General features: G+C 64.4%; 19 protein-coding genes, 1 tRNA gene and 1 pseudogene. 13 read left to right on the top strand and 8 right to left on the bottom strand.

What is annotated here, in order from left to right:
- Positions 1-110: 110 nt before the first annotated feature.
- A complete protein-coding gene (locus ACVWY5_RS40420; RefSeq protein WP_028336353.1) occupies positions 111-1,304 on the bottom strand; it encodes a methyl acetate hydrolase AcmB in 1,194 nt (397 codons plus the stop codon).
- Positions 1,305-1,503: 199 nt separating this feature from the next.
- Positions 1,504-3,144 (bottom strand): flavin-containing monooxygenase, encoded by a 1,641-nt coding sequence (locus tag ACVWY5_RS40415; protein WP_028336352.1) that lies wholly within the window; start codon positions 3,142-3,144, stop codon positions 1,504-1,506.
- 303 nt (positions 3,145-3,447) lie between these two features.
- On the opposite strand from ACVWY5_RS40415, the gene ACVWY5_RS40410 reads away from it, so the two are divergent.
- A complete protein-coding gene (locus ACVWY5_RS40410) occupies positions 3,448-4,350 on the top strand; it encodes a helix-turn-helix transcriptional regulator (protein WP_028336351.1) in 903 nt (300 codons plus the stop codon).
- A 19-nt stretch (positions 4,351-4,369) separates the two neighbouring features.
- Here the strand turns inward: ACVWY5_RS40410 and ACVWY5_RS40405 are convergent, their stop codons facing one another.
- On the bottom strand, positions 4,370-5,404 hold the full coding sequence (locus ACVWY5_RS40405) for an aldo/keto reductase (protein ID WP_028336350.1): 1,035 nt from the start codon (positions 5,402-5,404) through the stop codon (positions 4,370-4,372).
- A gap of 22 nt (positions 5,405-5,426) precedes the next feature.
- Positions 5,427-6,608 (bottom strand): MFS transporter, encoded by a 1,182-nt coding sequence (locus tag ACVWY5_RS40400; RefSeq protein ID WP_028336349.1) that lies wholly within the window; start codon positions 6,606-6,608, stop codon positions 5,427-5,429.
- A gap of 100 nt (positions 6,609-6,708) precedes the next feature.
- Between ACVWY5_RS40400 and ACVWY5_RS40395 the strand changes: the two genes are divergently transcribed.
- A complete protein-coding gene (locus ACVWY5_RS40395) occupies positions 6,709-7,665 on the top strand; it encodes a LysR family transcriptional regulator (RefSeq protein WP_028336348.1) in 957 nt (318 codons plus the stop codon).
- A 7-nt stretch (positions 7,666-7,672) separates the two neighbouring features.
- The gene (locus ACVWY5_RS40390; RefSeq protein WP_028336347.1) at positions 7,673-8,161 is read left to right on the top strand and encodes an SRPBCC family protein; all 489 of its coding nucleotides are present in this window, start codon (positions 7,673-7,675) and stop codon (positions 8,159-8,161) included.
- A gap of 6 nt (positions 8,162-8,167) precedes the next feature.
- Here the strand turns inward: ACVWY5_RS40390 and ACVWY5_RS40385 are convergent, their stop codons facing one another.
- Positions 8,168-8,917 carry a class I SAM-dependent methyltransferase gene (locus tag ACVWY5_RS40385; protein WP_028336346.1) on the bottom strand — a complete coding sequence of 250 codons (750 nt, stop codon included), beginning with the start codon at positions 8,915-8,917 and terminating at the stop codon, positions 8,168-8,170.
- 327 nt (positions 8,918-9,244) lie between these two features.
- On the opposite strand from ACVWY5_RS40385, the gene ACVWY5_RS40380 reads away from it, so the two are divergent.
- The 4 genes from ACVWY5_RS40380 (at position 9,245) to ACVWY5_RS40365 (ending at position 15,495) form a co-directional block, all read left to right on the top strand.
- Entirely contained in the window at positions 9,245-11,620 is a 2,376-nt protein-coding gene (locus tag ACVWY5_RS40380) for a glucose/quinate/shikimate family membrane-bound PQQ-dependent dehydrogenase (RefSeq protein ID WP_028336345.1), read from the top strand.
- 250 nt (positions 11,621-11,870) lie between these two features.
- The gene (locus ACVWY5_RS40375; protein WP_028336344.1) at positions 11,871-13,190 is read left to right on the top strand and encodes an Hsp70 family protein; all 1,320 of its coding nucleotides are present in this window, start codon (positions 11,871-11,873) and stop codon (positions 13,188-13,190) included.
- Positions 13,191-13,322: 132 nt separating this feature from the next.
- Complete coding sequence (locus ACVWY5_RS40370) at positions 13,323-14,912, top strand: ABC-F family ATP-binding cassette domain-containing protein (RefSeq protein WP_028336343.1); 1,590 nt, start codon at positions 13,323-13,325, stop codon at positions 14,910-14,912.
- A 172-nt stretch (positions 14,913-15,084) separates the two neighbouring features.
- Positions 15,085-15,495 carry a hypothetical protein gene (locus tag ACVWY5_RS40365; protein ID WP_321176998.1) on the top strand — a complete coding sequence of 137 codons (411 nt, stop codon included), beginning with the start codon at positions 15,085-15,087 and terminating at the stop codon, positions 15,493-15,495.
- Positions 15,496-15,838: 343 nt separating this feature from the next.
- Here ACVWY5_RS40365 and ACVWY5_RS40360 read toward each other — a convergent pair whose 3' ends face one another.
- On the bottom strand, positions 15,839-16,816 hold the full coding sequence (locus ACVWY5_RS40360; protein WP_321176999.1) for a LysR family transcriptional regulator: 978 nt from the start codon (positions 16,814-16,816) through the stop codon (positions 15,839-15,841).
- Here ACVWY5_RS40360 and ACVWY5_RS40355 point away from each other — a divergent pair.
- The 3 genes and pseudogenes from ACVWY5_RS40355 to ACVWY5_RS40345 all read left to right on the top strand — a co-directional run.
- Positions 16,802-17,404, top strand: coding sequence for a cupin domain-containing protein (locus ACVWY5_RS40355; protein ID WP_283089079.1), 603 nt, complete (start codon positions 16,802-16,804; stop codon positions 17,402-17,404). The two genes, ACVWY5_RS40360 and ACVWY5_RS40355, sit on opposite strands and share 15 nt — an antisense overlap.
- Before the next feature lie 341 nt (positions 17,405-17,745).
- Positions 17,746-18,723, top strand: coding sequence for a dienelactone hydrolase family protein (locus ACVWY5_RS40350; RefSeq protein ID WP_063616634.1), 978 nt, complete (start codon positions 17,746-17,748; stop codon positions 18,721-18,723).
- A gap of 4 nt (positions 18,724-18,727) precedes the next feature.
- Positions 18,728-18,960, top strand: a pseudogene (locus ACVWY5_RS40345) (hypothetical protein); the annotation flags it as partial.
- Between the two features lie 153 nt (positions 18,961-19,113).
- Here ACVWY5_RS40345 and ACVWY5_RS40340 read toward each other — a convergent pair.
- Positions 19,114-19,203: transfer RNA gene (locus tag ACVWY5_RS40340), tRNA-Ser, on the bottom strand.
- A 212-nt stretch (positions 19,204-19,415) separates the two neighbouring features.
- Between ACVWY5_RS40340 and ACVWY5_RS40335 the strand changes: the two genes are divergently transcribed.
- The gene (locus ACVWY5_RS40335) at positions 19,416-20,279 is read left to right on the top strand and encodes an alpha/beta fold hydrolase (RefSeq protein WP_028336340.1); all 864 of its coding nucleotides are present in this window, start codon (positions 19,416-19,418) and stop codon (positions 20,277-20,279) included.
- 471 nt (positions 20,280-20,750) lie between these two features.
- Here ACVWY5_RS40335 and ACVWY5_RS40330 read toward each other — a convergent pair whose 3' ends face one another.
- Positions 20,751-21,908: an ROK family protein gene (locus tag ACVWY5_RS40330; protein ID WP_028336339.1), complete on the bottom strand. Its 1,158-nt coding sequence runs from the start codon at positions 21,906-21,908 to the stop codon at positions 20,751-20,753.
- 444 nt (positions 21,909-22,352) lie between these two features.
- Between ACVWY5_RS40330 and rplU the strand changes: the two genes are divergently transcribed.
- Positions 22,353-22,820 carry a 50S ribosomal protein L21 gene (rplU, locus tag ACVWY5_RS40325; RefSeq protein ID WP_028336338.1) on the top strand — a complete coding sequence of 156 codons (468 nt, stop codon included), beginning with the start codon at positions 22,353-22,355 and terminating at the stop codon, positions 22,818-22,820.
- A 102-nt stretch (positions 22,821-22,922) separates the two neighbouring features.
- A complete protein-coding gene (gene rpmA / locus ACVWY5_RS40320; RefSeq protein ID WP_028336337.1) occupies positions 22,923-23,192 on the top strand; it encodes a 50S ribosomal protein L27 in 270 nt (89 codons plus the stop codon).
- Positions 23,193-23,348: the final 156 nt, after the last annotated feature.

Genomic DNA, 23,348 nt, shown 5'->3' with positions numbered 1-23,348 from the left:
GTTGAATCGTCATCGCGCCTTAGCTCTTTGCTTGAGCATGATCTCCGCGCAAACGCGTCCCCGCGTTTGTCGCGACGGAAAAACCGCTTCGCGCTTTTCCGGATCATGCTTTAACCCGCCTTGCGCAGCCTCAGGGATTCGTAGAACGCGGTCTCGAAATTGATGTAGCCGATAAAGGACGTCGGATCGCCAAACGGCAGGATCTGCGTCGCCCAGTATCCGCCAAAGCCGTTCTGCCGATCGATCCAGTAGAACAAATTGGCGAGACCGGCCCAGCCGAGCGCGCCGGCGGGGCGACCGGTCGGAGCCTGCTCCTCGTTGATCATGAAGCTCAACGCCCAGGACTTCGACTGACCGGGGAAGAACTCGGCGTCGTTGGCGAGCGATGTGATCACGCCGGTGATCGCGGTGACCTTGTTGTTGCCGAGATGGTTCTTCTCAGCCATCCGCACGGTCTCCGCCTTGAGGACGCGCCCGTGCTCGCCGGCGCCGTCGTTCAGCCACATCCGGATGAAGCGCATGTAGTCGCCGATGGTCCCGTAAAGCCCGTGGCCACCCATGTGGATCTCGGGATTGGCCGGTAGCTCGAAATCCATCGGCGTGAGCGAGCCGTCGGCGTTGCGGGCGTGAATGCCGGCGAGCTTGCGGCGCATCGCGTCGGTGAGCTCGAACGTCGTGTCCATGATCCCGAGCGGCTCGAAGATCCGCGTCCTGAAGACCTCGCCGAGCCGGCGGCCGGTGATGGCCTCGACGATCTGGCCGCACCAATCCATGTTGGTGCCGTACTCCCAGCGCTCGCCCGGATCGAACAGCAGCGGCGTCATCAGCGAAGCCTTGGACGCCGTGATGACGCTGGGCTGCCCCTTCTCCTGCGCCAACCGGTTATAGGTGTGATTGATGAAGTCGTAGCTCAGACCCGCGGAGTGGACCATCAGCATGCGGGTGGTGATCTCGCGCTTCGGTGCACGCAGCCGCGGCTCGCCCTTGTCGTCAAAGCCCTCGATCACCTGGAGCTTGCCGATGTCGGGCGCGTAGGTTTTGGCCGGTGCGTCGAGATCGAGCTTGCCTTCCTCCACGAGCTGAAGGACGGCCGTGCCGGTGATCGCCTTGGTGGTCGAGAAGATCGCGAACACGCTATCGGCCGTCATATCGGCGGGCTGGTCGAGGCGGCGCTTGCCGGCAGCACCTTCATAGATGTTGCGATGGCGGTCGGTCACCATCGCAACGACGCCGGGAACGCGCGGGCTTGAAGTCACGACGCCATCGAGAATCGCATCTGCTGCTGCACTGAAATTCGTGCTCATTGTCGTCCTCCCATATTTGCCTTGTGATGTGATCTGCCTCGGGCGGGACGCCTGCATTCCACCAGCTGCTTCCCGCCCGATCTTCGCTTGCGTGACACGGCGTAGCCCGGATGAAGCGAAGCGAAATCCGGGACCAGTGTCACCGTTGCGACATATGTCCCGGATTGCGCTTCGCTCCATCCGGGCTACGAAATCAGCCCTACTGCGTGGCAAAACCGCTATAGCCGCTCGCGGCGACCTCGTCGCATTTCTGGCGATAGGTGCCGACACCGCCGCAATAGGACAGCACCCGGCGCGGCTTGCCCTCGACGTTGGAGCCCAGGTACCAGGAGTTGGTCTTGGCGATCAGCGTTGCGTTGGCGGTCTCGTCGTGATGCGCCACCCACTGATCTTCGGTATCCCTGGTCGGCTCGATGACGTTCAGGTTCTTGCCGCGCAAATATCTGATGCAATCGGCGATCCACTCCACCTGCTGCTGGAGGCAGGTGGTCATGTTGCAGAGTGCGGCCGAGGGCGCGAGCGGCACCGCTGTCGTGAACAGGTTCGGATAGCCATGGACCTGCAAGCCCATCGTGGTGCGGATGTCCCTGCCCCAATCGTCCTTCAGCGATCGCCCGTCGCGGCCGCGGATGTCGATGCGCGTCAACGCTCCCGTTCCGGCGTCGAAGCCGGTCGCCAGGATGATGACGTCGAACTCGTGCACCGTGCCGTCGGCGGTCTGGATGCCCTCAGGCGTGATGCGGGCGATCGGATTGTTCTTGACGCCGACGATCTCGACATTGGGCCGGTGGAAGGCCTCGAGGAAATTGCTCTCCAGCGGCACCCGGTGCGTGCCAAAACCGTAATCGGCGGGAATCAGCAGTTCGCACAGCTTGGGGTCTTTGATCCGCTCGCGCATCTTCTCGCGCACGAATTCGGTGATCTCGGCGTTGACGGCTTCGTCGAAGAACAGTTCGGCAAAGGACGAGACCCACAGCTTCAGGGATCCGTCGTTCCAGCAGTCCTCGATCACCTGGCGGCGCTGCTGTGGCGTCAGGTCGGCCCAGGCGTGCTCGAAGTCGAACTCGAATCCGGTGAACGTCTTCGGCAGCCGTTCGGTGAGGAACTTGAACTTCGACTTGTAGGCTTCGGCGTCCGCTGCATCCCATTTCGGGTTCTTCATCGGGATGATGTATTGCGGGGTGCGGATGAACACCTTGAGGTGGCCGACCTCACCGGCGATTGACTGGATCACCTGGATCCCTGTCGCGCCGTTGCCGACCACGCCGACGCGTTTGCCGGCGAGCTCGATCGGTCCCTTGGGCCAGCGCGCGGTGTGGAACAGCTTGCCCTTGAACGCCTCCTGTCCGGGGAAGGACACATGCGGGGCCGAGAGCATGCCGCAGCAGGTGACGAGGAACTGGGTATCGATCACGTCGCCCTGGTCGGTCGCGACCAGCCAGCGTTGCGTCGCCTCATCGAAATGCGCGCTCTTCACCGTGGTGCCGAACTGGATGTCCTTCCTGAGGTCGAGGCGGTCGGCGACGTAGTTCAGCCAGCGCTCGATTTCCGGCTGCCCCGGGAATCGCTCGCTCCAGCTCCAGCCTTTGTAGAGCTCCTCGGAGAACAGGTACTGATAGGTGTGGCCTTCGGAATCGAAGCGCGCCCCGGGATAGCGGTTCCAGTACCATGTGCCGCCGACGCTCGACCCGGCGTCGATCGCCTTCACACTCAGTCCCTGCTCACGCAGGCGGAACAATTGATAGAGACCGGCGACGCCGGCGCCGACGACCACGGCGTCGAGCTTGGTCGTTGCATGCGCACCATTGCTTCCATTCGACCTTGTGACGGTCTCGGTCATGATTTCCTCCTGTGTCTGGCTTCTCGCGCGCACCTTCCCACCCGCGGTGTCGCCGGATGATGGTGCGTTGCGTCAATTTGGGTCTCGGCCGCTCGCGCTATCGCCGAAACGCAGAGCAGGCTACGGGCCGTTCGGCCGCGCGGCTTGAATGAAACCGACAATCTCTGGAACGCTGCCGCTCAATTGCCCGACCGGCCAATGGTCTCCTTGGCAAATGGCGAAAGCGGCCTATTCTGCGCTCAGCCGTCCGGCCAAGAACAAGCGGTCAACCGCGCCACCAATCCCAGGGAGGAGGCTCGCGCGATGGGCCAGTTGATCACGGTCGAAGAGCTGCCGCGCTACGCTCCCGGCGAGATGAAGCTGGATAGTTTGTCAGTCGGGAGAAGCGATTTCCGGCTGCGAATTTTCCGCTATGCGCCGTCAGACATCTGGGTCCCGCCGTCCGCAAACTTCCTCCTGGTGCTCTATCGCGACGGCGTGACGTCGATGAACCGCCGCGTCACCGGCGCATGGAAGCAGGATCACGTCGGTCGCGGCGTCACGTCGCTCATGACGCGCGCGGAGCCGTCAAGCTGGCATTGGAACAACGACATTGAGGTCAGCCATTTCTACATCTCGCCTGCCCTCATGACGAAGACCGCGAGCGATGCCTTCGACCGCGACGCCGAAACGATCGAGATTCACGACCTGCTCAAGGTCGAAGACCCGATGCTGACCTGGATCAACGATCAAATGGTCCAGGAAGTCGCCGCGGGCGGTCCCGGTGGACGGCTCTGCTATGATGCGCTGGCGCTGCAGGCGAGCGTGCACATCCTGCGGAAATATGCGGCGATTGAGTTCAAGATGCCCTGCGCGCAAGGACGCTTTCGTCCGGCGCATGCCCGGCTGATCGAGGACTATATCGAGCAGAACATCTTCCGGAACATCACGCTGGAGGAACTCGCGAATATCTGCAGTTGCACGCCGGTCCAGTTCGCCCGCAAATTCCGCGTGCACTACGGCATGCGGCCGCATGCCTATGTCCTGCGGCGCAAGGTGGAGCATGCGTGCCAGCATCTGCGCAAGGACCGCGTCGCGCTGAAGGAGATCGCGCTGCTCGCCGGCTTTGCCGATCAAAGCCACCTCAATCGCGTGTTCCGGCAGCACATGAACGTCACGCCGGCGGAATACCGCCGGCAGGTCTGCGAGCACACCGTCCAGGCGTGAGACAGGGTCTGCGACGGACTCACACCGGCGTCGGATTGAGGCGCGCAAAGCCTTCCTGGATTCGGTAGGGATAGTACGGATAGGCCGGCATCACCGCGCTCGCGCGATCGAGACGCGCGATCTGGTCCGGCGAGAGCGACCACCCGACCGCGCCGAGATTGTCGCGCAGCTGCGCCTCGTCACGCGCACCGATGATCACGGACGACACGCTCGGCCGCGTCAGCAACCAGGCAATCGCGATCTGCGGCACGCTGCGGCCGGCCTCTGTGGCGACCGCGTCCAGTGCGTCGACGATCGCGTAAAGCTTCTCGTCGTCGACTGGCGGCCCGAACTGCGCGGTCTCGTGCAGGCGGCTGTTGGTCGGTAATGGCTGGCCGCGCCTGATCTTGCCGGTGAGGCGGCCCCAGCCGAGCGGACTCCAGACCAGCGCGCCGACGCCCTGGTCGAGCGCGAGCGGCATCAGCTCGGATTCATAGTCGCGGCCGACCAGCGAATAATAGACCTGGTGCGCCACGTAGCGCGGCCAGCCTTGCCGCTCGGCAACACCGAGCGCTTTCATCAGATGCCAGCCGGAGAAATTCGAGGCGCCGACATAGCGCAGCTTGCCGGCGCGCACCAACGCGTCGAGCGTCGACAGCACTTCGTCGACCGGCGTGAAGGCATCGAAGGCATGAAGCTGCAGCAGGTCGATATAGTCGGTGTTGAGCCGGCGCAGCGCGGCGTCGACCGCGGCGACGAGGCGATACCGCGACGTGCCGGCATCGAGCGGACCATCGCCCATCGGCAGGCCGGTCTTGGTCGAGATCAACACCTTGTCGCGGCGGCCCTTGATCGCGGCGCCGAGGATCTCCTCCGACGCGCCGTTCGAATAGACATCGGCGGTGTCGAACAAATTGACGCCAGCCTCGAGGCAGATGTCGATCAACCGTCGCGCCTCGCTGGCGTCGCTGCGGCCCCAGGCCGAAAACAACGGCCCCTGGCCACCGAACGTGCCGGTGCCGAAGCTGAGCACCGGGACTTTCAGGCCGGATGCACCGAGATTGCGGTATTCCATGATCATGCTCCCTTGATCCGGTTCATTCCGCCGGGCACTGCGCGGCGAGCGCGATCGGCCGATCGAGGCGCAGGCTCCACAGCGCAAGCACTAGGCCGATTGCCGTGATGACGGCGGCCACCAGCGGCAGCGCGCCGAGGCCAAGGCCGCGATCGATGGTGACGCCGCCGGCCCAGGCGCCGAGCGCGTTGCCCAAATTGAACGCCGCGATGTTCAGGCTGGAGGCCAGCGTCCGCCCTTCGACGCCGGCGGCTTCGAGCACGCGGAGCTGCAGCGGCGCGACGGTTGCGAACGCGGCGATGCCGAGAATGAACAGCAGCACGACCGCCAATGCCTTGATCGAGACGACCGCCGTCAGCGCGACGAGCACGGCGGCGAGGCCGCCGAGCGATACCAGCAGCGCCCGCGCAAGTCCCTTGTCGGCGAGCCGTCCGCCCGCGACGTTGCCGATCGCAAGGCCGGCACCGAACACCAGCAGGATCGGCGACACCGCGGCGTCGGAGAACCCGGTGAGCCGCGTCAGGATCGGCTGCACATAGGTGAAGACCGCGAACAGCCCGCCGAAGCCGAACACCGTCATGGCGAGTCCCAGCAGCACCTGCGGGCGCCCGAGCACGGCGAGCTCCTCGCGCAGCGGCGCAGGCTTGTCGTTGGCGCCGACATGGCCGGGGACCAGCACCGCCAGCACGATGAACGCAATCACGCCGATCGCGGCCACCGCCCAGAACGCCGCGCGCCAGCCGAGCATCAGGCCGAACCAGGCGCCGAAGGGAACGCCGAGCAGGGTCGCGACCGTGAGCCCGATGAACATCGTGGCGATTGCCGACGCGCGCTTGTCTTCTGGGACGAGGCTTGTCGCCACCACGGAGCCAACGCCGAAGAAGGTGCCGTGCGCCAGCGAGGTGAGAATGCGCGCCGCCATCAAAAGCCCGTAGCTCGGCGCCAGCGCACACGCCGCATTGCCGAGCGTGAAGATCGCCATCAGCGCCAGCAATACCGCCTTGCGCGGCATCCGCCGTGTTGCCAGCGTCAGGATCGGCGCGCCGACGAACACGCCGAGCGCATAGCCGGAGATCAGCAGGCCTGCCGCGGATACGGATACCTGCATGTCGGCGGCGACTTGCAGCAGCAGTCCCATGATGAGGAATTCGGTGGTGCCGATGCCAAAGGCACCGGCGGTCAAGGCAAGGACTGCAGCAGGCATGTGTCGCTCCGGACAGAAGGATTCCGCAAAGCGAGATAGCGGTCCGGGCGGGGAAGGATTAGAATGGCCGCAATCCAATCATTTGTGACTTGAATTCAAGATGGCCCGCACAGACACCAACCGCTCCGGCGAGATGGACGTATTCGTCCGCGTCGTCGATCTCGGCGGCTTCACCGCCGCCGCGAACAGCCTGCGCCAGACGCCGTCCGGCGTCAGCAGGCTGGTCTCCCGGCTCGAGACCCGGCTCGGCACGCGGCTGGTCAACCGCACCACGCGCAAGCTGCAGCTCACCGAGGAAGGCCAGGCCTTCTACCAGCGCGCCCAGCGCATCCTCGCCGATATCGACGAAGCCGAACGCGAGGCCGCCTCATGCGTGCCGCGCGGCCATCTCACCGTGAACAGCAACATCCCGTTCGGCATGCTGCATGTGATGCCGCTGCTGCCGCGCTTCATGCGCGAGCATCCCGACATCACGCTCGACATCGTGCTGACCGACACGCTGGTCGATCTGATGCAGGCACGCGCGGACATCGCGATCCGGGTCGGTCCGCTCGGCGCCTCGCGGCTGATCGCACGCAAGCTCGGCACCAGCCGCATGGTGGTGGCCGCCGCGCCGTCCTACCTCGCCCGCTTTGGTACGCCGAAGACGCCGGCCGACCTCGCCGCTCATCGCGGCATCGGCTGGACCTTTCCGCGCAGCATCCGCGGTTGGCCGTTTCGCCGCGCCGAGAAGATCGAGGAAGCGCTGCCGCCGCCGGTCGCCCGCGTCAGCGACGGCGAAGCCGCGCGTCAGCTCACGCTTGGCGGTATCGGGCTCGGAAGGCTGGCGCTGTTTCACATCGGCCCCGACATCGAGGCCGGGCGTCTGGTGCCGGTGCTGCAAAATCTCAATCCCGGCGACCGCGAGGACATCCATGCAGTCTATGTCGGCCACGCCGGCCCGCTGCCGGCGCGGGTGCGCGCCTTCATCGACTTTCTCGCACAGCACATCCGCATCGGCGATCCGTCGCTGCGGCGCGGCGCTGATGGAAGATGGAAAGTCGTGGGCGACAAGTGAGCATTCGATGACCCACGAGCCCTCGGCCTTCCAGTCCGTCACCGAGTCGATCCGCATCGCCGCAGAGCCAGCGCATGTGTGGGACGCGATCATGGACCCCAAAGCGGGCGAGAGATGGCGCAACGCGCATTTCAGGACCGATTGGAGGATCGGCGCGCCGATCGACATCGAGGCGGAGATCGGCGCAAAGCGCTATCGCGACAAGGGCCGCTTCCTCCAGATCGACCCGCCGATGCGGCTCGAATACTCCTATTGGTCGCAGGTCTCCGGCCTGCCGGATGTTCCGCAATCCTATGCGACGATCACGATGATGCTCGTGCCCGACGGCGGCGAAACGGTGCTGACCGTCACCCAGCAGGTGCCGCCTTCGCCGATCCGCCGCGGAAGCGGCTGGGAAATCGGGCCCGACTCAGGCGCCAAACATGTTGCCTTCTACTGGCGCATGACGCTGCCGCGCCTGAAGCAGGCGGTTGAACAAGGACGCGCCGCGCAATAGCGCGGTCTATGCCCGCTTCAGCAGGAAGAGCTGCGTGACATAGGGGAACACCACTTCGTCGGCGTCGCCGAGACCGGCCTCACGCAGGATGCTGCCGGTCTTGTCGCGCAGGATCGCCTTCTCCGCATCAGGCAAATTGGCGACATAGCTCGTCGATGCGATGCGCTCGAAGACGTCCTGTCGCTTCATCCGGTGCGGATGGTCCTGCACGATTTCCCTCTCAAGCACGAAGCGCAAGTCCTTCAGGATCCAGCGCCAGCGTCCGGTCCGCTGCCGGGGCGTGTCGCCCGCATAGCCCTCGATCATGACGGACAACGCCTCGACCCACGGCGTGCGATCGTCCCGGTTGTTCCAAACCAGCGCAAGCGTCCCGCCGCGATGCAGCAGTCGCGCGATCTCGGCGACCGACGCCTCGTTGTCGAACCAGTGAAACGCCTGGGCGCAGGTGACGAGGTCGACGCTGCCGGTTTCGAGATTGATCGCATCGGCGCGCGTGTTGATGACCTCCACCCCGGCTTCCCTGGACAGCCTGGCCGACATCTCGGCGACGGGCTCGACCGCGACCAGGCGCGCAGTCGCGGGCAAATGTTGCAGCAGCAGGCGGGTGAACTTGCCGGTTCCGGCACCGAGGTCGACGACGCAGCGCGCGGCCGCAAGCGGCAGCGCGGCGACAATCTCCGCAGGGTAGCTCGGTCGGCCCGCCTCATAGGCGGCGACCGCGACACGATAATTCTCGGCAGTGGGGTTCAGTGTCATTGTTGCTTCTCCTGCGTGCCAACCATCCGCGGAACGGTATAGAGCAGCACCTGCACAGGACTGGAAGAGCGCGCCGATTCAAAATCCGCTGAAGACCTCTCACCTTTGCGTCAGCCCCGCAGCTCCACTGCCCCCTGTTGAAGGTGCACGCATTTTGAATAATTTGCTTCGGCGGGTTTAGCATAGCAACCTTACGCGCTTGTGGTGCATCAACATCGCAGTTCCAGGTTGCAAGTTGCGGTTGGCTGAACGACAGTCCGCGACGGCGTACGCGGTCTGTCGCGCTTGTACGGGACAAGCCCGATCCCGCCCCGCACCGGAGCGACCATGCAGCGATCCAGGGCAGTCTTCATCACGGCTATCGTCTACGCCCTGATCGGCCTGGCCCTCGCCGGCGGCGGCATTTGGCTCGCCGCACTGGGTGGATCGCCCTTCTACATTGTCCTCGGCGTCGGCATTCTCGCCACGGCTGCGCTGCTGCTGGCGCGGCGCCATCAGGCGCTATGGCTGTTCGCGATCGTGCTGCTCGGCACGCTGGCGTGGGCCATCTATGAGGTGCGGTTCGACTGGTGGCCGCTCGCGGCGCGTGGCGACATCATCTTCCCCATGGCACTCTGGCTGCTCACGCCGGTGATCGTTCGCGCCCTGACACGAAGCGGGCCGGTGTCTTACATGCGCGCGACGGCGCCACTCTGGATCGGCGTCGTCGCTGGCGCGGCGGTGCTCATCGCCGGGCTGCTGTCCAGCTATCACGACATCAACGGCACGATTGCCGAGTCCGGCCCTTACGTGCCGCAAAGCGAAGCCGACCCGCAGCCGGACGGCGACTGGCGCGCCTATGGACGCACACAATTCGGACAGCGCTATTCGCCGCTGAAGCAGATCACGCCTGACAATGTCGGCAACCTCAAGGTCGCCTGGACCTTCCGCACCGGCGACGTGAAGACACCAGACGATTCCGGGGAGACGACCTTCGAGGTCACCCCGATCAAGGTGCGCGATACGCTCTATCTCTGCTCGCAGCACCAGGTGCTGTTCGCGCTCGACGCCAAGACCGGCACGGAGCGCTGGCGCTACGACCCCAAGCTTGTGCACAACAAGACGTTCCAGCACATGACCTGCCGCGGGGTCTCCTACCATGAAACCGCGCAGGGCGCCGTCGACAGCAGCGGCAATCCGGCGCCGGCCGAATGCCCGCGGCGGATCTTCCTGCCGGTCAATGACGGCCGCATGATCGCGCTCGATGCCGACAGCGGCAAGCTCTGCGATGGTTTCGCCGATCACGGCATCCTGGACCTGCAGCAAGGCATGGGGATCAAGACCGCCGGCTTCTTCGAACCGACGTCGCCGCCGGTCGTCAGCGACAAGATCCTGGTCGTGGCCGCCGCGGTGATCGACAATTATTCGGTCGACGTGCCGTCGGGCGTGATCCGCGGCTTCGATGTCTATACCGGCAAGCTGGTCTGGGCCTGGGATTCCGGCGCGGCGGACGAGAACGCACTGCCGTCGCCGACGCGGCATTACACCAACGGGTCACCGAATTCCTGGATCACGGCCTCGTTCGATCCGAAATTGAATCTGGTCTACATCCCGACCGGGAACAACGGACCTGACATCTGGGGCGGCAATCGCGATGCGCTGGTCGAGCGCTATTCCAGCGCGATCGTCGCGCTTGACGTCGACACCGGCAAGCGCGCCTGGTCGTACCAGACCGTGCATCACGATCTCTGGGACATGGACGTTCCCTCGCAACCGAGCCTCGTCGATGTGACGACGGCCAAGGGTGTTGTTCCCGCGCTGATCCAGCCGACCAAGGTGGGCAATATCTTTGTGCTCGACCGCAGGACCGGCGAGCTGATCGTGCCGGCGCCGGAACGCGCAGTGCCGCAAGGGCCCGCGCCCGGCGACCGCTCCGCACCGACGCAGCCGTTTTCCGAACTGACCTTCCGCCCGGAGGCGAAGCTGACCGGCGCCGACATGTGGGGCGGCACGATCTTCGATCAGCTGCTGTGCCGGATCATGTTCCACCGCTTGCGCTACGAAGGCACCTTCACGCCGCCGTCGTTGCAGGGCACGCTGGTCTTCCCGGGCAATCTCGGCATGTTCGAATGGGGCGGCATCGCGGTCGATCCTGTCAGGCAGATCGCCATCGCCAATCCGATGTCGTTGCCGTTCGCCTCCAGGCTCATTCCGCGCGGCCCGCTCAATCCTCCGGCGCCGACAGCCGAGAAACCGGTCGGCAGCGAGGTCGGGGTGCAGCCGATGTATGGCACGCCGTTCGGCGTCGGTATCTCGAGCTTCCTCTCGCCGCTCTCCGTGCCGTGCTACCGGCCGCCATGGGGCTCGATGGCCGCGATCGATCTGAAGACGATGAAGATCGTCTGGCAGCATCCCAACGGCACAATCCGCGACACCACGCCGCTGCCGCTTCCATTCAAGATGGGTGTGCCGATGCTGGGCGGGCCGATCACCACGGCCGGCGGCGTTGCGTTCTACACCGGGACCTATGAGTACACGATCCGCGCCTACGATGTGCGCAACGGCAAGGTGCTCTGGGAGGATCGCCTGCCGGCCGGCGCCCAATCGACGCCGATGAGCTACGAGGCTGGCGGCAAGCAATACGTCGTCACCGCGGCCGGCGGCCACGGCTCGTTCGGCACCAAACGCGGCGACTACGTCATCGCCTATGCATTGAAGGATTGAGCCGCGTCATCGAGGCCGTCATCTTCCTTCTCCTTCCCCCTGAAAGGGGAAGGTCGGGTTGGGGGCGGCCGCAGGCGATGCTCTCTGCGGAGGGCGCGGATTCCCACCCGCTTTGCTCTGGCGAGCAAAGCGACCGCCCCTTTCCAAGGGAAGGTGGAACTGGCCCAACTGACTAGCGCCCAGACGGGTTGGCAAACGCGGCCAAAGCCGCTAAAGGTCCGCCCCCTTTCACAGACAATCCGAGCATGACATGTCGAGCGCTTCGCCCGCCGTCTCGATTGGCGTCGATTTTGGCACCAGCAACACCGTGGTCGCGCTGTCCGACGGCGCCGGCCGCGTCGAGGCGATCCGTTTCGACCATGGCGGCCGCACGCATAGCGTCTATGTGTCCGCGCTGTGCTTCTGGGAGGAACGGCCCGGCGCCGGCCTGCATCCGCGCGCCGAGGGCGGCCCCTGGGCGATCGAGCAGTTCCTCGAGGGACGCACGATCCATCGCTTCATCCAGTCGTTCAAGACCTTTGCGGCAAGCGCGGCCTTCAACACCACCCAGATCTTCCGGCAACGCTACAAGTTCGAGGACCTGCTCGCGGCGTTCCTGCGCACGCTGACGCGCCATGCCGGCGAAGGATTCGACTTGGGCGCGCCGACCATCATGGTCGGTCGTCCGGTGAAATTTGCCGGCGGCAATCCCAATGACGAGCTCGCGATGCAGCGCTACCGGGCTGCGTTCGAGCGGCTCGGCGCCGGCCATGCGCGCTATGTCTACGAGCCGGTCGGCGCGGCGTTCTCCTTCGCGCGCACACTGGACCACGATGCCACAGTGCTGGTCGCCGATTTCGGCGGCGGCACCAGCGACTTCTCCGTGATGCGGTTCTCGCGCAAGGGCGGCGTGCTGCGCGCCGAACCGCTGGGCCACGCCGGCATCGGCATCGCCGGCGACACCTTCGATTACCGCATCGTCGACCACATCGTCTCGCCGCGGCTCGGCAAGGGCACCAGCTACCGCTCGTTCGACAAGGTGCTGCCGATTCCCAATCACTATTATTCGAGCCTTGCCCGCTGGCACCAGCTCGCGATGATGCGGGGCAATGGCGATTTGCGCGAGTTGCAGCAGCTCGCGCGCACCGCGCTCGATCCGGCGCCGCTGCACGATTTCATCACCATCGTCGACCACGATCTCGGCTTCGCGCTGTATCGCGCCGTGTCCGACACCAAGGTCGCGCTGTCGAGCCGCGACCGCGTCGAGTTCCGCTTCACCCGCGAAGGCATCGATATCGGCGCGACCGTCACGCGCGACGATTTCGAATCCTGGATCGCCGACGACATCGAACGGCTGGGTACAACGGTGGACGAGGCGCTGGCAAAGTCGGGCATCACCGCGCGCGACGTCGAGAAGGTGTTCCTGACCGGCGGCACCTCGTTCGTGCCGGCCGTGCAGCGCCTGTTCGCCGAACGTTTTGGCGCGGCGCGGCTGACTTCGGCGGATCAATTCGAATCCATCGCCTACGGCCTCGCTTTGATCGGCCACACGCCCGATCCCGACCGCTGGACCTTCGCCGAAGCGGCGTGACGATACGCTTCGCGCCTTGATCCGGGCTCAATAGACGACTACATCACGCCAATCATCAATCCCTGAGGATGCCGACGACCATGGATTTCACCCTGACAGCAACGCCCATCAGCCTTGCCCTCGGGGATATCCATGCCTGCATCGATCACGCTCTCTCATCTGACCCTGTCTGCGCCTGACGGCCGGGTTCTCCTTTCCAACATCGATCTGAACTTCGGACCCGAACGCACCGGCCTTGTCGGCAGGAACGGCGTCGGCAAGACGACGCTGCTCGGCCTGATCGCAAGTCGGCGCACGCCGCAATCCGGCACGGTCTCGGTTCAGGGACGCGTCGGGATGCTGCATCAGACGGTTCAGCTGAAGCCGGATGAACGCGTCATCGACCTGTTCGGCGCGCGCGGTTCGCTGGCCGCGTTACGCCGCGCCGAACAGGGCGTTGCGAGCACTGAAGAGCTTGCGGATATCGATTGGACGCTCGACACCCGTATTGCGGCCGCGCTCGCGCGCGTCGGATTGAGCGATGCACTCGACGCGCCGCTGGCAGCGCTGTCCGGCGGCCAGGCCACCCGGGCGCGGCTCGCCGCGCTGACCTTCGCGCAGCCCGACTTTCTGCTGCTGGACGAACCCACCAACAATCTCGACCGCGTGGGGCGCAAGGCGGTGATCGACCTGCTCGCCGACTGGCGGCATGGCGCCATCATCGTCAGCCACGACCGCGAATTGCTGGAGACGATGGATGCGATCGTCGAATTGACCTCGCTGGAAGCCAGGCGGTACGGCGGCAATTGGCGCCAGTACCGCGCGCGCAAGGCCGTCGAACTGTCGGCGGCACGGCACGATCTGGCCGATGCCGAGAAGCACGTCGCCGAGATCGACCGTAACGCCAGAGAAGCCAGCGAACGGAAGGCGCGCAAGGACGGCGCAGGTGCAAGGAAGCGCGCCAAGGGTGATCTGCCGCGCATCGCCGCCGGGCTGCGCAAGGACCGCAGCGAGGACACCGGCGGCGAGAACGCCCGTCTCGCCGAACGACGGCGGACGCAAGCGCTCGAACTTGCCAGCGCGGCGCGGCAACGCATCGAGGTGCTGCAACCGTTCTCGGTGCAGCTGCCCTCGACGCATCTGCCGGCGAGCAGGATGGTGCTGCGGATCGACGCGGCCGACGTCGGCTACGGCACGGACGCGCCGATCCTGCGCGATCTCACCTTCTCCATGTCGGGTCCGGAGCGTGTCGCGATCATTGGCCCCAATGGCGCCGGCAAGACGACGCTGCTCAAGCTCGTCAGCGGCGAATTGACCGCGGCGCGCGGCACCGTCGAGGTGATGCCCCGCTTTGCGATGTTCGATCAGGCGGTCAGCCTGCTCGATGCGTCGGCCTCCATCCTGGAGAATTTCCGGCGCATCAATCCGGATGCCGACGAGAACGCCTGCCGCGCCGCGCTGGCGCGATTCATGTTCCGCGCCGATGCCGCGCTGCAGCCCGTCGCGAGCCTCTCCGGCGGCCAGCTGCTGCGCGCTGGTCTTGCCTGTGTGCTGAGCGGCGTGAGGCCTCCGCCTTTCCTGATCCTCGACGAGCCGACCAATCACCTCGATATCGAATCCTTGGAAGCGGTCGAGGCCGGCTTGCGCGCCTATGACGGCGCGCTGCTGGTCGTCAGCCACGACGAGGCCTTCCTCGAGGCCATCGCGATCACGCGCAGACTGGATCTCGCGTCGTGGAGGTGACGCGGAGCGCGGAGCAATTGCTTTTGCGCAATCGATGTTTCGAACGACGAAGATTGGTCGGGAAGTGAACAGCCGAGCACGCGTCGCCTTGGGGTAGGTCGTAAGGCGCGGTGCTCGGCTGTCAGGCCGCGCGGCGGTGCGGCCATCCCGACAGCCACGCTCGCTCGTCCCCATGAGCGAGGCCGCCGGATCTCAATCTCGCCTGTTGCTAAATCCGCGCCGTCGAATGGAGCGCGTTTCTCCAAAGGGCAAATGCGACGAAGCCAGCGAGCAACAAAAAGCCGCCACCGGCCGCGATCAGGAAATGCGCGAGCGTCATCTAGGAACATCCCAATTGAAAGGCTTCATGCGGAGCGATATGCGCCGCAACCTGGCAATCAAAAGCACTTCAAAATTGATTTGCCCCGCCGGCCGCCGCCGGACAGCCCGAAAGGTGGCTGGCACTGCGCTCTGCCCACCCTTCGATTTCAGAGAGGTCGTCCAGCCACTCGGCTGTTGCCGCTCATCGTGCGGTTCGTCACACCGCTCAATGGCCACGAGGATAATCGATAAAACTTTATCGACAATCGAAAGGGAAAATTAAGGTTACCGGCGCGACCGCTCGAGGTTCGACCCCGTTGCCTCTACCCGGTGACGATGGATGGGATTGTCGAGATCATCCTTCGGCAAGGGTCGATCGCGCCCGGTAGCCGCGGCTCCCACCAAAATATCGAAAACAACCCCATGCAAAGGAGCCGGCGGCCACCGCTCCGGCCTGAGTGGCGGTCAATTGGAGCAACATCCTCCGGACGAAAGTTCGCAGGGCATGTCACGTTTCGACGCGCTGCCTCGCTTGCGGCCATACGCGGCGTGAAGCGGAGGCCGTTCCTGATACGGCGAACCAGTCTCCAGCAAACAGATCGTGGAAACGGGATGGCGAGGGAGATTCACGCTTTCGTCAGAGCCACCCGCGGCGGAGAGCTGGATTTCGCTACCGCGTCGGCATGGAGCACCGTGAGTTCGTCAGGATCGAAGTCGGCGAAGGCCTCGCGCACAAAGCGCAAGAATGCCGCCACGCGCGGAATGCCGGTGCTGCCGCGACGGTACATCAGGTGGATGCCGAAGCTCGGCGGGCAAGACCATTCCGGCAGCAGTCGTGTGAGCCGGCCCGACGTCAGGATGGTCGGATCGAAGCAGGCCATGTAGATGACGCCCGCGCCAGCACAGGCCGCTACGATCAGGCCTTCGCGATCCGGCGTGACGAACGAAGGACGCACCGGTATCGTCTCGAGCTTCCCCTTGCGCTCGAATTTCCAATGGTCGAAGGGACCGGTCGACCAGGCTGGACGAAACAGCAGGCAGCGATGATTGACGAGATCGGCAGGGTGCTCCGGTGCACCGAAGCGACGCACATAGTCCGGCGAGGCATACCCTGCCGGCTTGCCCTGACCTAGCCGTTGCGCGACGAGCCGAGACGGAGGAGGTTCGCCGACGTACAGCAGAACGTCGAGGTTCTCAGACTGCATGTCGCGAGGGTCCTGCGTCAGACGCGTTTCAACGAGCAACTCGGGGTGCCGATCATTCAGACTTGCCAGCCTCGGCATCAGGACATAGCGGCTGAGCGGCGCCTGCACGCCTACTCGCACGATACCGCTGACTCGCCCGCGCCTGTTCGTGAAGCCATCGGTCAGCTCGGCAATTCGGGCGACGATGTCGACAGCCCTGCGATAGACGTCGGCCCCTTCCTGGGTGAGCTTGAGCTGGCGCGTCGTCCGGTTAAACAAGGGGACCTTGAGCTCGCGCTCCAGTTCGGCAATGCCGCGGCTGACCGCCGAGGGCGTCAAGTCCATGATCCGCGCCGCCGCAGCGAAGCTGCCGCTGTCGGCCGCGCTGATCAGCATCTCAAGGCGATGACCGCGATTCAAGACGAAATCCCCCATGTGCCAGCCGGCGCCCCTATTCGTGATATTAACTCACGACTGAAATTCAGCCAAGCTGCTCGACGCGACGCGGCCTCCGTGCCTACGCTGCATCCGGAATTTGCTTGTCGGGGAAGCGTGATGCAGAAGCCTGCGTTTGCTGCGATCGCCGCATTGGCTGGCACGATGGTGACGTCGGCCAGCTTTGCCCAGACCACTGCAATGTGCGCAGGCCCGGCCGGCGCAGCGTCGTGGGCAGAAGACCGCGAAGCGGTGACCGCTGCACCAGGGAATCACAGGGTGATCTACGAAACGGCAGACCTGCGCGTGCTGGAGGTGACTGTTCTTCCGGGCGAGCGCGAAGCCTCGCATCATCATCGCTGGCCCAGCGTGATGGTGGTGGACTCGCGCCCACCCTACGTCAACTACGACAAGGATGGCAAAGTATTCCAATCGGTCGTGCAAGGGCAGCAATCGGTCGAGCTCCCGCTGATGGTCCGGCTGCCGGCTCAAGCCGAGCACGCGATCGAGAACACCGGCAACAAGCCTTTTCACGCCATCCGCATCGAATACAAGCGGCTATGTGAGCAGTGAATGCGAGCGAATTCTCACCCCCGACCGCGCAAAGCGTCGCGTGCCATGCTCGGATACCCGCTGTTCGCCGCGTCATTCCTCGCTCTCGGTTTGCACATCCTTTGCATTTCCGGCCCCGCAATGCATGCAGCGGCGAGGGAGCGCCTTGCGCAGACCATCGCGGAGGAGGATCGCGGCTTCTGCGAGCAATTCGGTACACAGTCCGGAACAGCCGGGTTCGCTGCCTGTCGCCGAGAACTGGCAATGGTTCGGCAACGTCAGGCCGAGCGCGATAGCGCCGCAGCTCTGGCTCCTTAAGGGTTCATCTCAAAATCAAGGCAGATCGAACACAGGAGAGGGATGTGATCAAGCAGTCTGCGATAGCGTTTGCTTTTCTTGTGGCAATCGTTGGGTCGGCCACGGCCCAGGTGACACGCGTGGAGGTCTACCCCATTGCGTCGGTCACGCTCGCTGATTCCGATTTCCTGGCGGGGCGCAGCAACGGCCAACCGGTGACGATCGCGGGCGAGCTGCACATCCCGAAGGCCGGCGCTGACAGGTTGCCCGCCGTTATCCTGCTCCATGGCGCGGGAGGTATGGGCGGCGTGGGCGGCTCGATCGACGAGTGGTCGAGAGCCCTCAACCAACTCGGTATCGCGACATTTGCCATCGACAGCTTTTCAGGACGAGGAATTATTTCGACCATCCTCGACCAGGCGCGGCTTGGTCGTCTGAACATGGTTGCCGATGCCTATCGGGCCCTCGACCTGCTGGCCAAGCATCCGCGAATCGACCCGCATCGTATAGCCGTGATGGGCTTCTCCAGAGGTGGACAATCGGCATTGTACTCGGCGATGAACCGATTGTATGCGACGCTCGGTCCGGCCAACAAGCTGCGTTTCGCGGCGCACGTCGCCTTCTATCCCGATTGCACGACGACGTACCGGGATGACAGCGACGTCAGCGACAAGCCCATCCGCATCCTCCACGGCACCCCGGACAATTACAACCCCGTGGCACCCTGCCGCGCCTACGTGGAGCGGCTGACGAGCGCGCACAAGGACGTCAAGCTGATCGAGTTTCCCGACGCCTATCACGTCTTCGACGCCCCGTCTCTCCGCACCCCGCTGACCTTGAAGGGAGCCGCGACGACGCGGCATTGCCAGCTCGTAGAAGCGGACGATCATCAGATCGTCAACCACGAGACGCAGAAGCCCTTCAGCTACGCCGATGCCTGCGTCGAAAAGGATCCGATGCTCGCCTACAACGAAGCTGCGAGCAATCAGGCTCACCTAATCGTTCGGGATTTCCTGACTGAGATTTTCCAGCTTAAGCCGTAGGAGCCCGCCGAAAGGCAATCGCAGCGACCCGATCTGCTTCAGTCCGAATCGTGTTGCCGCGCTCGCAATCGGGTTGAGCGCTCCTTCAACAGGATCAAACAGTATCGTCGGGTGGCGACGCGCGGCGAAAGCTTTGCCACCAACTCCCTTGCCTTCGTTCAACTTGCGTCAGTCGGGCTAGGGCTGCGCCTTGATTGGTCCGCGCCCCAGCATGCCGAAGCGGATCGCGGAAGCTGAATCCAAGGAAGCAGCCCGCAAAAGCCGGGCGTGTTTTTGAAGGATTCACCGGTCGCGCGACCCACCGGGTCTGCACCGAGGTTCTCCACCGTCCGAAATCCGGTGGACCGAGAAACGCCCGGCTCTATTGGGTTTTCGCAAGTCGCGATCAAATGGCGGAGAGGGAGGGATTCGAACCCCCGATAGGCTTGCACCTATGCCGCATTTCGAGTGCGGTGCATTCAACCACTCTGCCACCTCTCCAGTGGTCCGGGTGATTTGCGCCACCCGCGGTCGGGGCGTGTTCTAGGCGAGGATGGCGGGACAGACAAGGCGCTGCAATAATATTTCCGTCACCGCTGCCTCGTACCGCCGAAACACCGGGCCAACATGAGAAAGTGCGCGGAAACAAGGCGCTAGCAGGACACCTCGGGTTCGTCGGCGCACGCGCGAACCAGCCGGAGCAGGAGCGGGCCATGGAGCATGTGACGATTCGAGCCAATGGTGCGGCGTTCCACGTCGCGCGGATCGGGACGGGCAAGCCGCTGCTGCTGCTGCACGGCTGGCCGGAGTTCTGGCTGACCTGGAAGCCTGTCATGGCGCGGCTCGCCGGCCGCTACGCCCTGATCGCCCCCGACCTGCGCGGCTTCGGCGACAGCGACAAGCCGCCCGGCGCGTATGGCCCCGATCAGCATACCGACGACATGCTGGCGCTGCTGGACGCGCTCGGCGTCGACAAGGCCGGCGTGGTCGGCCACGACGTCGGCGGTGCCGTGATGCAGCCCCTCGCCCGCAAGGCGCCCGAGCGCATCGCCGGACTATTTTTCTTCGATTTCGTCTATCCCGGCATCGGGCCGCGGATGGCCGCGCCCGACCGGCTGAACCACATCTGGTACCAGTCGTTCCACCAGATGGAGGTGGCGCCCGCGCTGGTCGGCGCCAGCAGAGACAGCTGCCGCACCTATATCGGCCATTTCCTGCACCACTGGTCGCACCGCAAGGCCGCGTTCGACGACGTGATCGACGACTTCGCCGACAATTTCTTCAAGCCCGGCAATCTCGCCGGCGGCTTTGCGCATTATCGCGCGTCACATGCGGCGCGCGTGAAGATGATGCAGGGCGAAGCCCCCATGCTGCCGCCGATCACTGTGCCGACCTGCATCCGCTGGGCCGAGCACGATCCGCTGTTTCCCTATGCCTGGACCGACCGGCTCGGGGAGACCTTCTCCAATCTGGATATGAAGATGTTTCCCGATGTCGGGCATTTCCCGCATCGCGAGGACCCCGACCGCGCGGCCGCCGAGATCGCCGGCTTCTTCGAGCGGATCAATTGGAGGTAGAAAGTGGTGGGACCGCCAGGACGCGACAAAAACTGGCGGTCCCGTGCCGCTTCTTAATATTGCTGGCCGGGAAGTGCGGCTTCGCCGGTCGGCGGGAGCGACACGGGCCACGGTAGCGACCAACGCCGAAACGGCAACGCGAACCCGATCTTAACCTAACCGATCAACCTTACCGCGCGTAGTCCGGGGCCGCTGTAATCACGGATGAATTTGTCCCGGATTGCACGGAGCCTGTCATCGGGCGCGCGTTCGCGCGACCCGTTGGCTTCATCCGGGCACCGCACGCTCCAACCTCCCCTTGAAAAGGGGAAGTCGCTTTGCTCGCCAGAGCAAAGCGGGTGGGGATCTCCTCTCTCCGCAAACAGCATCGCCTGTGGCTAACCCCCATCCCGACCTTCCCCCTTTCAGGGGGAAGGAGAAGGCAGACCGTAGCCCGGATGGAGCGCGCGCGATCGCTGCAGCCCGCGCGGCTCAAGCGTCGGCCTTCTTGGCTTTTTTGGACTTTTTCTCGCTCTTTTCGCTCTCGTCGTCCTTGTCTTTCTTCTCGGCCTTCTTCTCGTCCTTGCCGTTCTCCCGCTTGCGATTGGTGTAGCGGGCATTGCCAAGCCCGGTTCCGATCGTCAGCACGCCCCAGCGCGCGACGTCCTGCATGAACGGGACCTCGGCCAGCCCCTGCACCACGCCGTCGTTGTGCATCACGATCGCGGTGTCATGATCGCCGATCTGCGGGATCGCCTCGACCAGACTCGCCGGCAAGTTGAATTTGCTGCTCTCCCAATTGCCGGGCAGGTTCTGCGCCCCCTTTTCGATCGATCCGTCCTCATTGATGACGCCGGGACAGGCGATGCCGATGAACGGCGCGAGCTTGAGATTCTCCTTCTCGGCGGCGGCAATCAACTCCTTCAGCATCTTCACCAGCCGCTTCACCGCACCCTCGCGCGTCGGCTCGTCATCGGCGTGGCGCCATAGCTCCGATTTCCAGACCGCCGCCTTGGAGAGATCGGGCGCCTTCTTCCAGCGCGTCTCGACAACGCCGCAGCGGATATTGGTGCCGCCGATGTCGACGGCGAGGACGCCGTCATGGGCCTCGAAAATCCACGATGGCGCGAGATGCAGCGTGCCGATCAGGCCGGCATCGTCGGGGTGAAAGCGGATCGGCACCATGTCGACCTTGAAATCCTCCGACTTCAGGATGATCTCGGTGCGCGCGATGGCGAGTTCGCCGAGCCTGGAGTCGCGGAAGCCGCCGCCGACCACGATGCGCTCGGTCCTGGCCCAGGCCTTGGTGTTGAGGAAGCGCCGCGTGACATAGGCAAGCTCCTGGGCAAACTCCTCAATCGCGCTGTGCACGACCGCGGAGGCCTCGGTGTCGTCGCCGACCAGCAGTTCATCGAGCTTCTTCTTGCTGATCTTGTCCGACGGCTCGTCGCCGAACGGGTCTTCGTCGGATTTGCGCAGCGGCTTGCGCCAGCGGTCGAGGATCTTGCGGAACGCGCCCTTGGAGGCGCGATCGCCGAGAAAGCCCTCGTCGTCCTTCAGCTCGATGTTGAAGCTGTCAATGTCGACAGACGGCAGCCGCGCGGCACCGTGGTGCGCGATGCCCGTGGTCAATCCAGTGTCTTCGGCCATTTGCCCGTGCCTGCCCGCTTGAGGTTGGGTCGTTAACGGCGGGGAACCCGATTGGTTGCTTGCGCGCCGGCCCCATTCGATGGACGGAATTGCCGGCGAAACCGGCTCCATGGGTGCGGCGGACACCCTGGGCCAGCCCGTGCCAGACCATCCGTCGCCAGAGCGGACCGCGACCCGGGCGCAGGCTTGAGTCGCCAATCCGGGCCAAAACCATGCCAAACCCTTCATTTTTGGCCGGTTTTTGCCCTGCTTTACCTTGACTCTCGGTCGTTTGCGGCTATAAGTCCCCCATCCGGCGCGGGGATTTCTCGCGCCGATTGTTTTTGTGCGGACCATTTGGGAATTCATTCCCTTCGCACGAGACACGCAACCCATAGCGACTGAACAAAAAGCCGACCCGGGCGAACCGTCCGAGGCCGGGATCGAACACGAAGGAATCAAACGATGTTCGCAGTCATCAAAACCGGCGGCCGGCAGTACCGTGTCGTTCCGAATGATGTACTCGAGATAGGCAAGATCGCCGGCGATGTCGGCACGATCGTGCAGCTTGGCGAAGTTCTGGTGCTCGGCGGTGACACGCCGGTGCTGGGAACGCCCACCGTGGCAGGCGCGTCCGTTGCAGCCGAAGTGCTGCAGCACAAGCGCGGTGACAAGGTGATTGCGTTCAAGAAGCGTCGCCGCAAGAATTCACGCCGCAAGCGCGGCTATCGGGATGAGCTCACGGTGCTTCGCATCACCGAGATCCTCGCCGATAACGCCAAGCCGACCGTCGGCCCGCGGCCGAAGAAGGAAAAGGTCGCAGCGCCCGCCGATGGCGAGGACGCCGCGCCGAAGGCGGCCAAGAAGAAGGCGCCCGCAAAGGCGCCGGTCGCCAAGAAGGCTCCGGCCAAGAAGGCCGCGGCCAAGGCTTAAGAAGAAGTGATCGTCGCGCTTTCAGATGTGAAGCGTGACAAAACGTGAAATGATTCCGTCAAGGAATTGATCTAGAGATCAAAGCGAAGTCGGAGACGAGCCATGGCTCACAAAAAAGCAGGCGGTTCATCGCGTAACGGACGTGATTCCAAGGGCAAGCGCCTTGGCATCAAGGCGTTCGGTGGCGAGCGCGTGATCCCCGGAAACATCATCGCGCGTCAGCGCGGCACCACCTGGCATCCCGGCCTTAATGTCGGCATGGGCACCGACCACACTCTCTTCGCCAAGATTGAGGGTCATGTCGAGTTCCGTGCCAAGGCCAACGGCCGCACATTCGTATCGGTTATCCCGATGGCGGAAGCGGCCGAATAGACGGTGGACACATACGAGTCCGCCGGGTCCTGTTGAACCGGCGGAGTCGCAAAGGGCTCCAAGGGGAGGCGGGATAACCGGCCTCCCCTTTTTGTTGCGCGCGTTCCACTTCGACCGCGCGTGACGTTCCAAGCGTTGCGTACCGATTTTTTCGCA

This window comes from Bradyrhizobium sp. USDA 3256 (assembly GCF_054058275.1).
Note: the sequence above shows the minus strand (reverse complement) of the source record. Positions and strands in the feature narration are given on the sequence as shown.

Excerpts from the sequence above, each read along its gene's own strand:
- ACVWY5_RS40420 (WP_028336353.1), bottom strand. The coding sequence starts at position 1,304 with ATGAGCACGAATTTCAGTGCAGCAGCAGATGCGATTCTCGATGGCGTC.
- ACVWY5_RS40415 (WP_028336352.1), bottom strand. The coding sequence starts at position 3,144 with ATGACCGAGACCGTCACAAGGTCGAATGGAAGCAATGGTGCGCATGCA.
- ACVWY5_RS40410 (WP_028336351.1), top strand. The coding sequence starts at position 3,448 with ATGGGCCAGTTGATCACGGTCGAAGAGCTGCCGCGCTACGCTCCCGGC.
- ACVWY5_RS40405 (WP_028336350.1), bottom strand. The coding sequence starts at position 5,404 with ATGGAATACCGCAATCTCGGTGCATCCGGCCTGAAAGTCCCGGTGCTC.
- ACVWY5_RS40400 (WP_028336349.1), bottom strand. The coding sequence starts at position 6,608 with ATGCCTGCTGCAGTCCTTGCCTTGACCGCCGGTGCCTTTGGCATCGGC.
- ACVWY5_RS40395 (WP_028336348.1), top strand. The coding sequence starts at position 6,709 with ATGGCCCGCACAGACACCAACCGCTCCGGCGAGATGGACGTATTCGTC.
- ACVWY5_RS40390 (WP_028336347.1), top strand. The coding sequence starts at position 7,673 with ATGACCCACGAGCCCTCGGCCTTCCAGTCCGTCACCGAGTCGATCCGC.
- ACVWY5_RS40385 (WP_028336346.1), bottom strand. The coding sequence starts at position 8,917 with ATGACACTGAACCCCACTGCCGAGAATTATCGTGTCGCGGTCGCCGCC.
- ACVWY5_RS40380 (WP_028336345.1), top strand. The coding sequence starts at position 9,245 with ATGCAGCGATCCAGGGCAGTCTTCATCACGGCTATCGTCTACGCCCTG.
- ACVWY5_RS40375 (WP_028336344.1), top strand. The coding sequence starts at position 11,871 with ATGTCGAGCGCTTCGCCCGCCGTCTCGATTGGCGTCGATTTTGGCACC.
- ACVWY5_RS40370 (WP_028336343.1), top strand. The coding sequence starts at position 13,323 with ATGCCTGCATCGATCACGCTCTCTCATCTGACCCTGTCTGCGCCTGAC.
- ACVWY5_RS40365 (WP_321176998.1), top strand. The coding sequence starts at position 15,085 with ATGAGCGAGGCCGCCGGATCTCAATCTCGCCTGTTGCTAAATCCGCGC.
- ACVWY5_RS40355 (WP_283089079.1), top strand. The coding sequence starts at position 16,802 with ATGACCGCGATTCAAGACGAAATCCCCCATGTGCCAGCCGGCGCCCCT.
- ACVWY5_RS40335 (WP_028336340.1), top strand. The coding sequence starts at position 19,416 with ATGGAGCATGTGACGATTCGAGCCAATGGTGCGGCGTTCCACGTCGCG.
- ACVWY5_RS40330 (WP_028336339.1), bottom strand. The coding sequence starts at position 21,908 with ATGGCCGAAGACACTGGATTGACCACGGGCATCGCGCACCACGGTGCC.
- rplU (WP_028336338.1), top strand. The coding sequence starts at position 22,353 with ATGTTCGCAGTCATCAAAACCGGCGGCCGGCAGTACCGTGTCGTTCCG.
- rpmA (WP_028336337.1), top strand. The coding sequence starts at position 22,923 with ATGGCTCACAAAAAAGCAGGCGGTTCATCGCGTAACGGACGTGATTCC.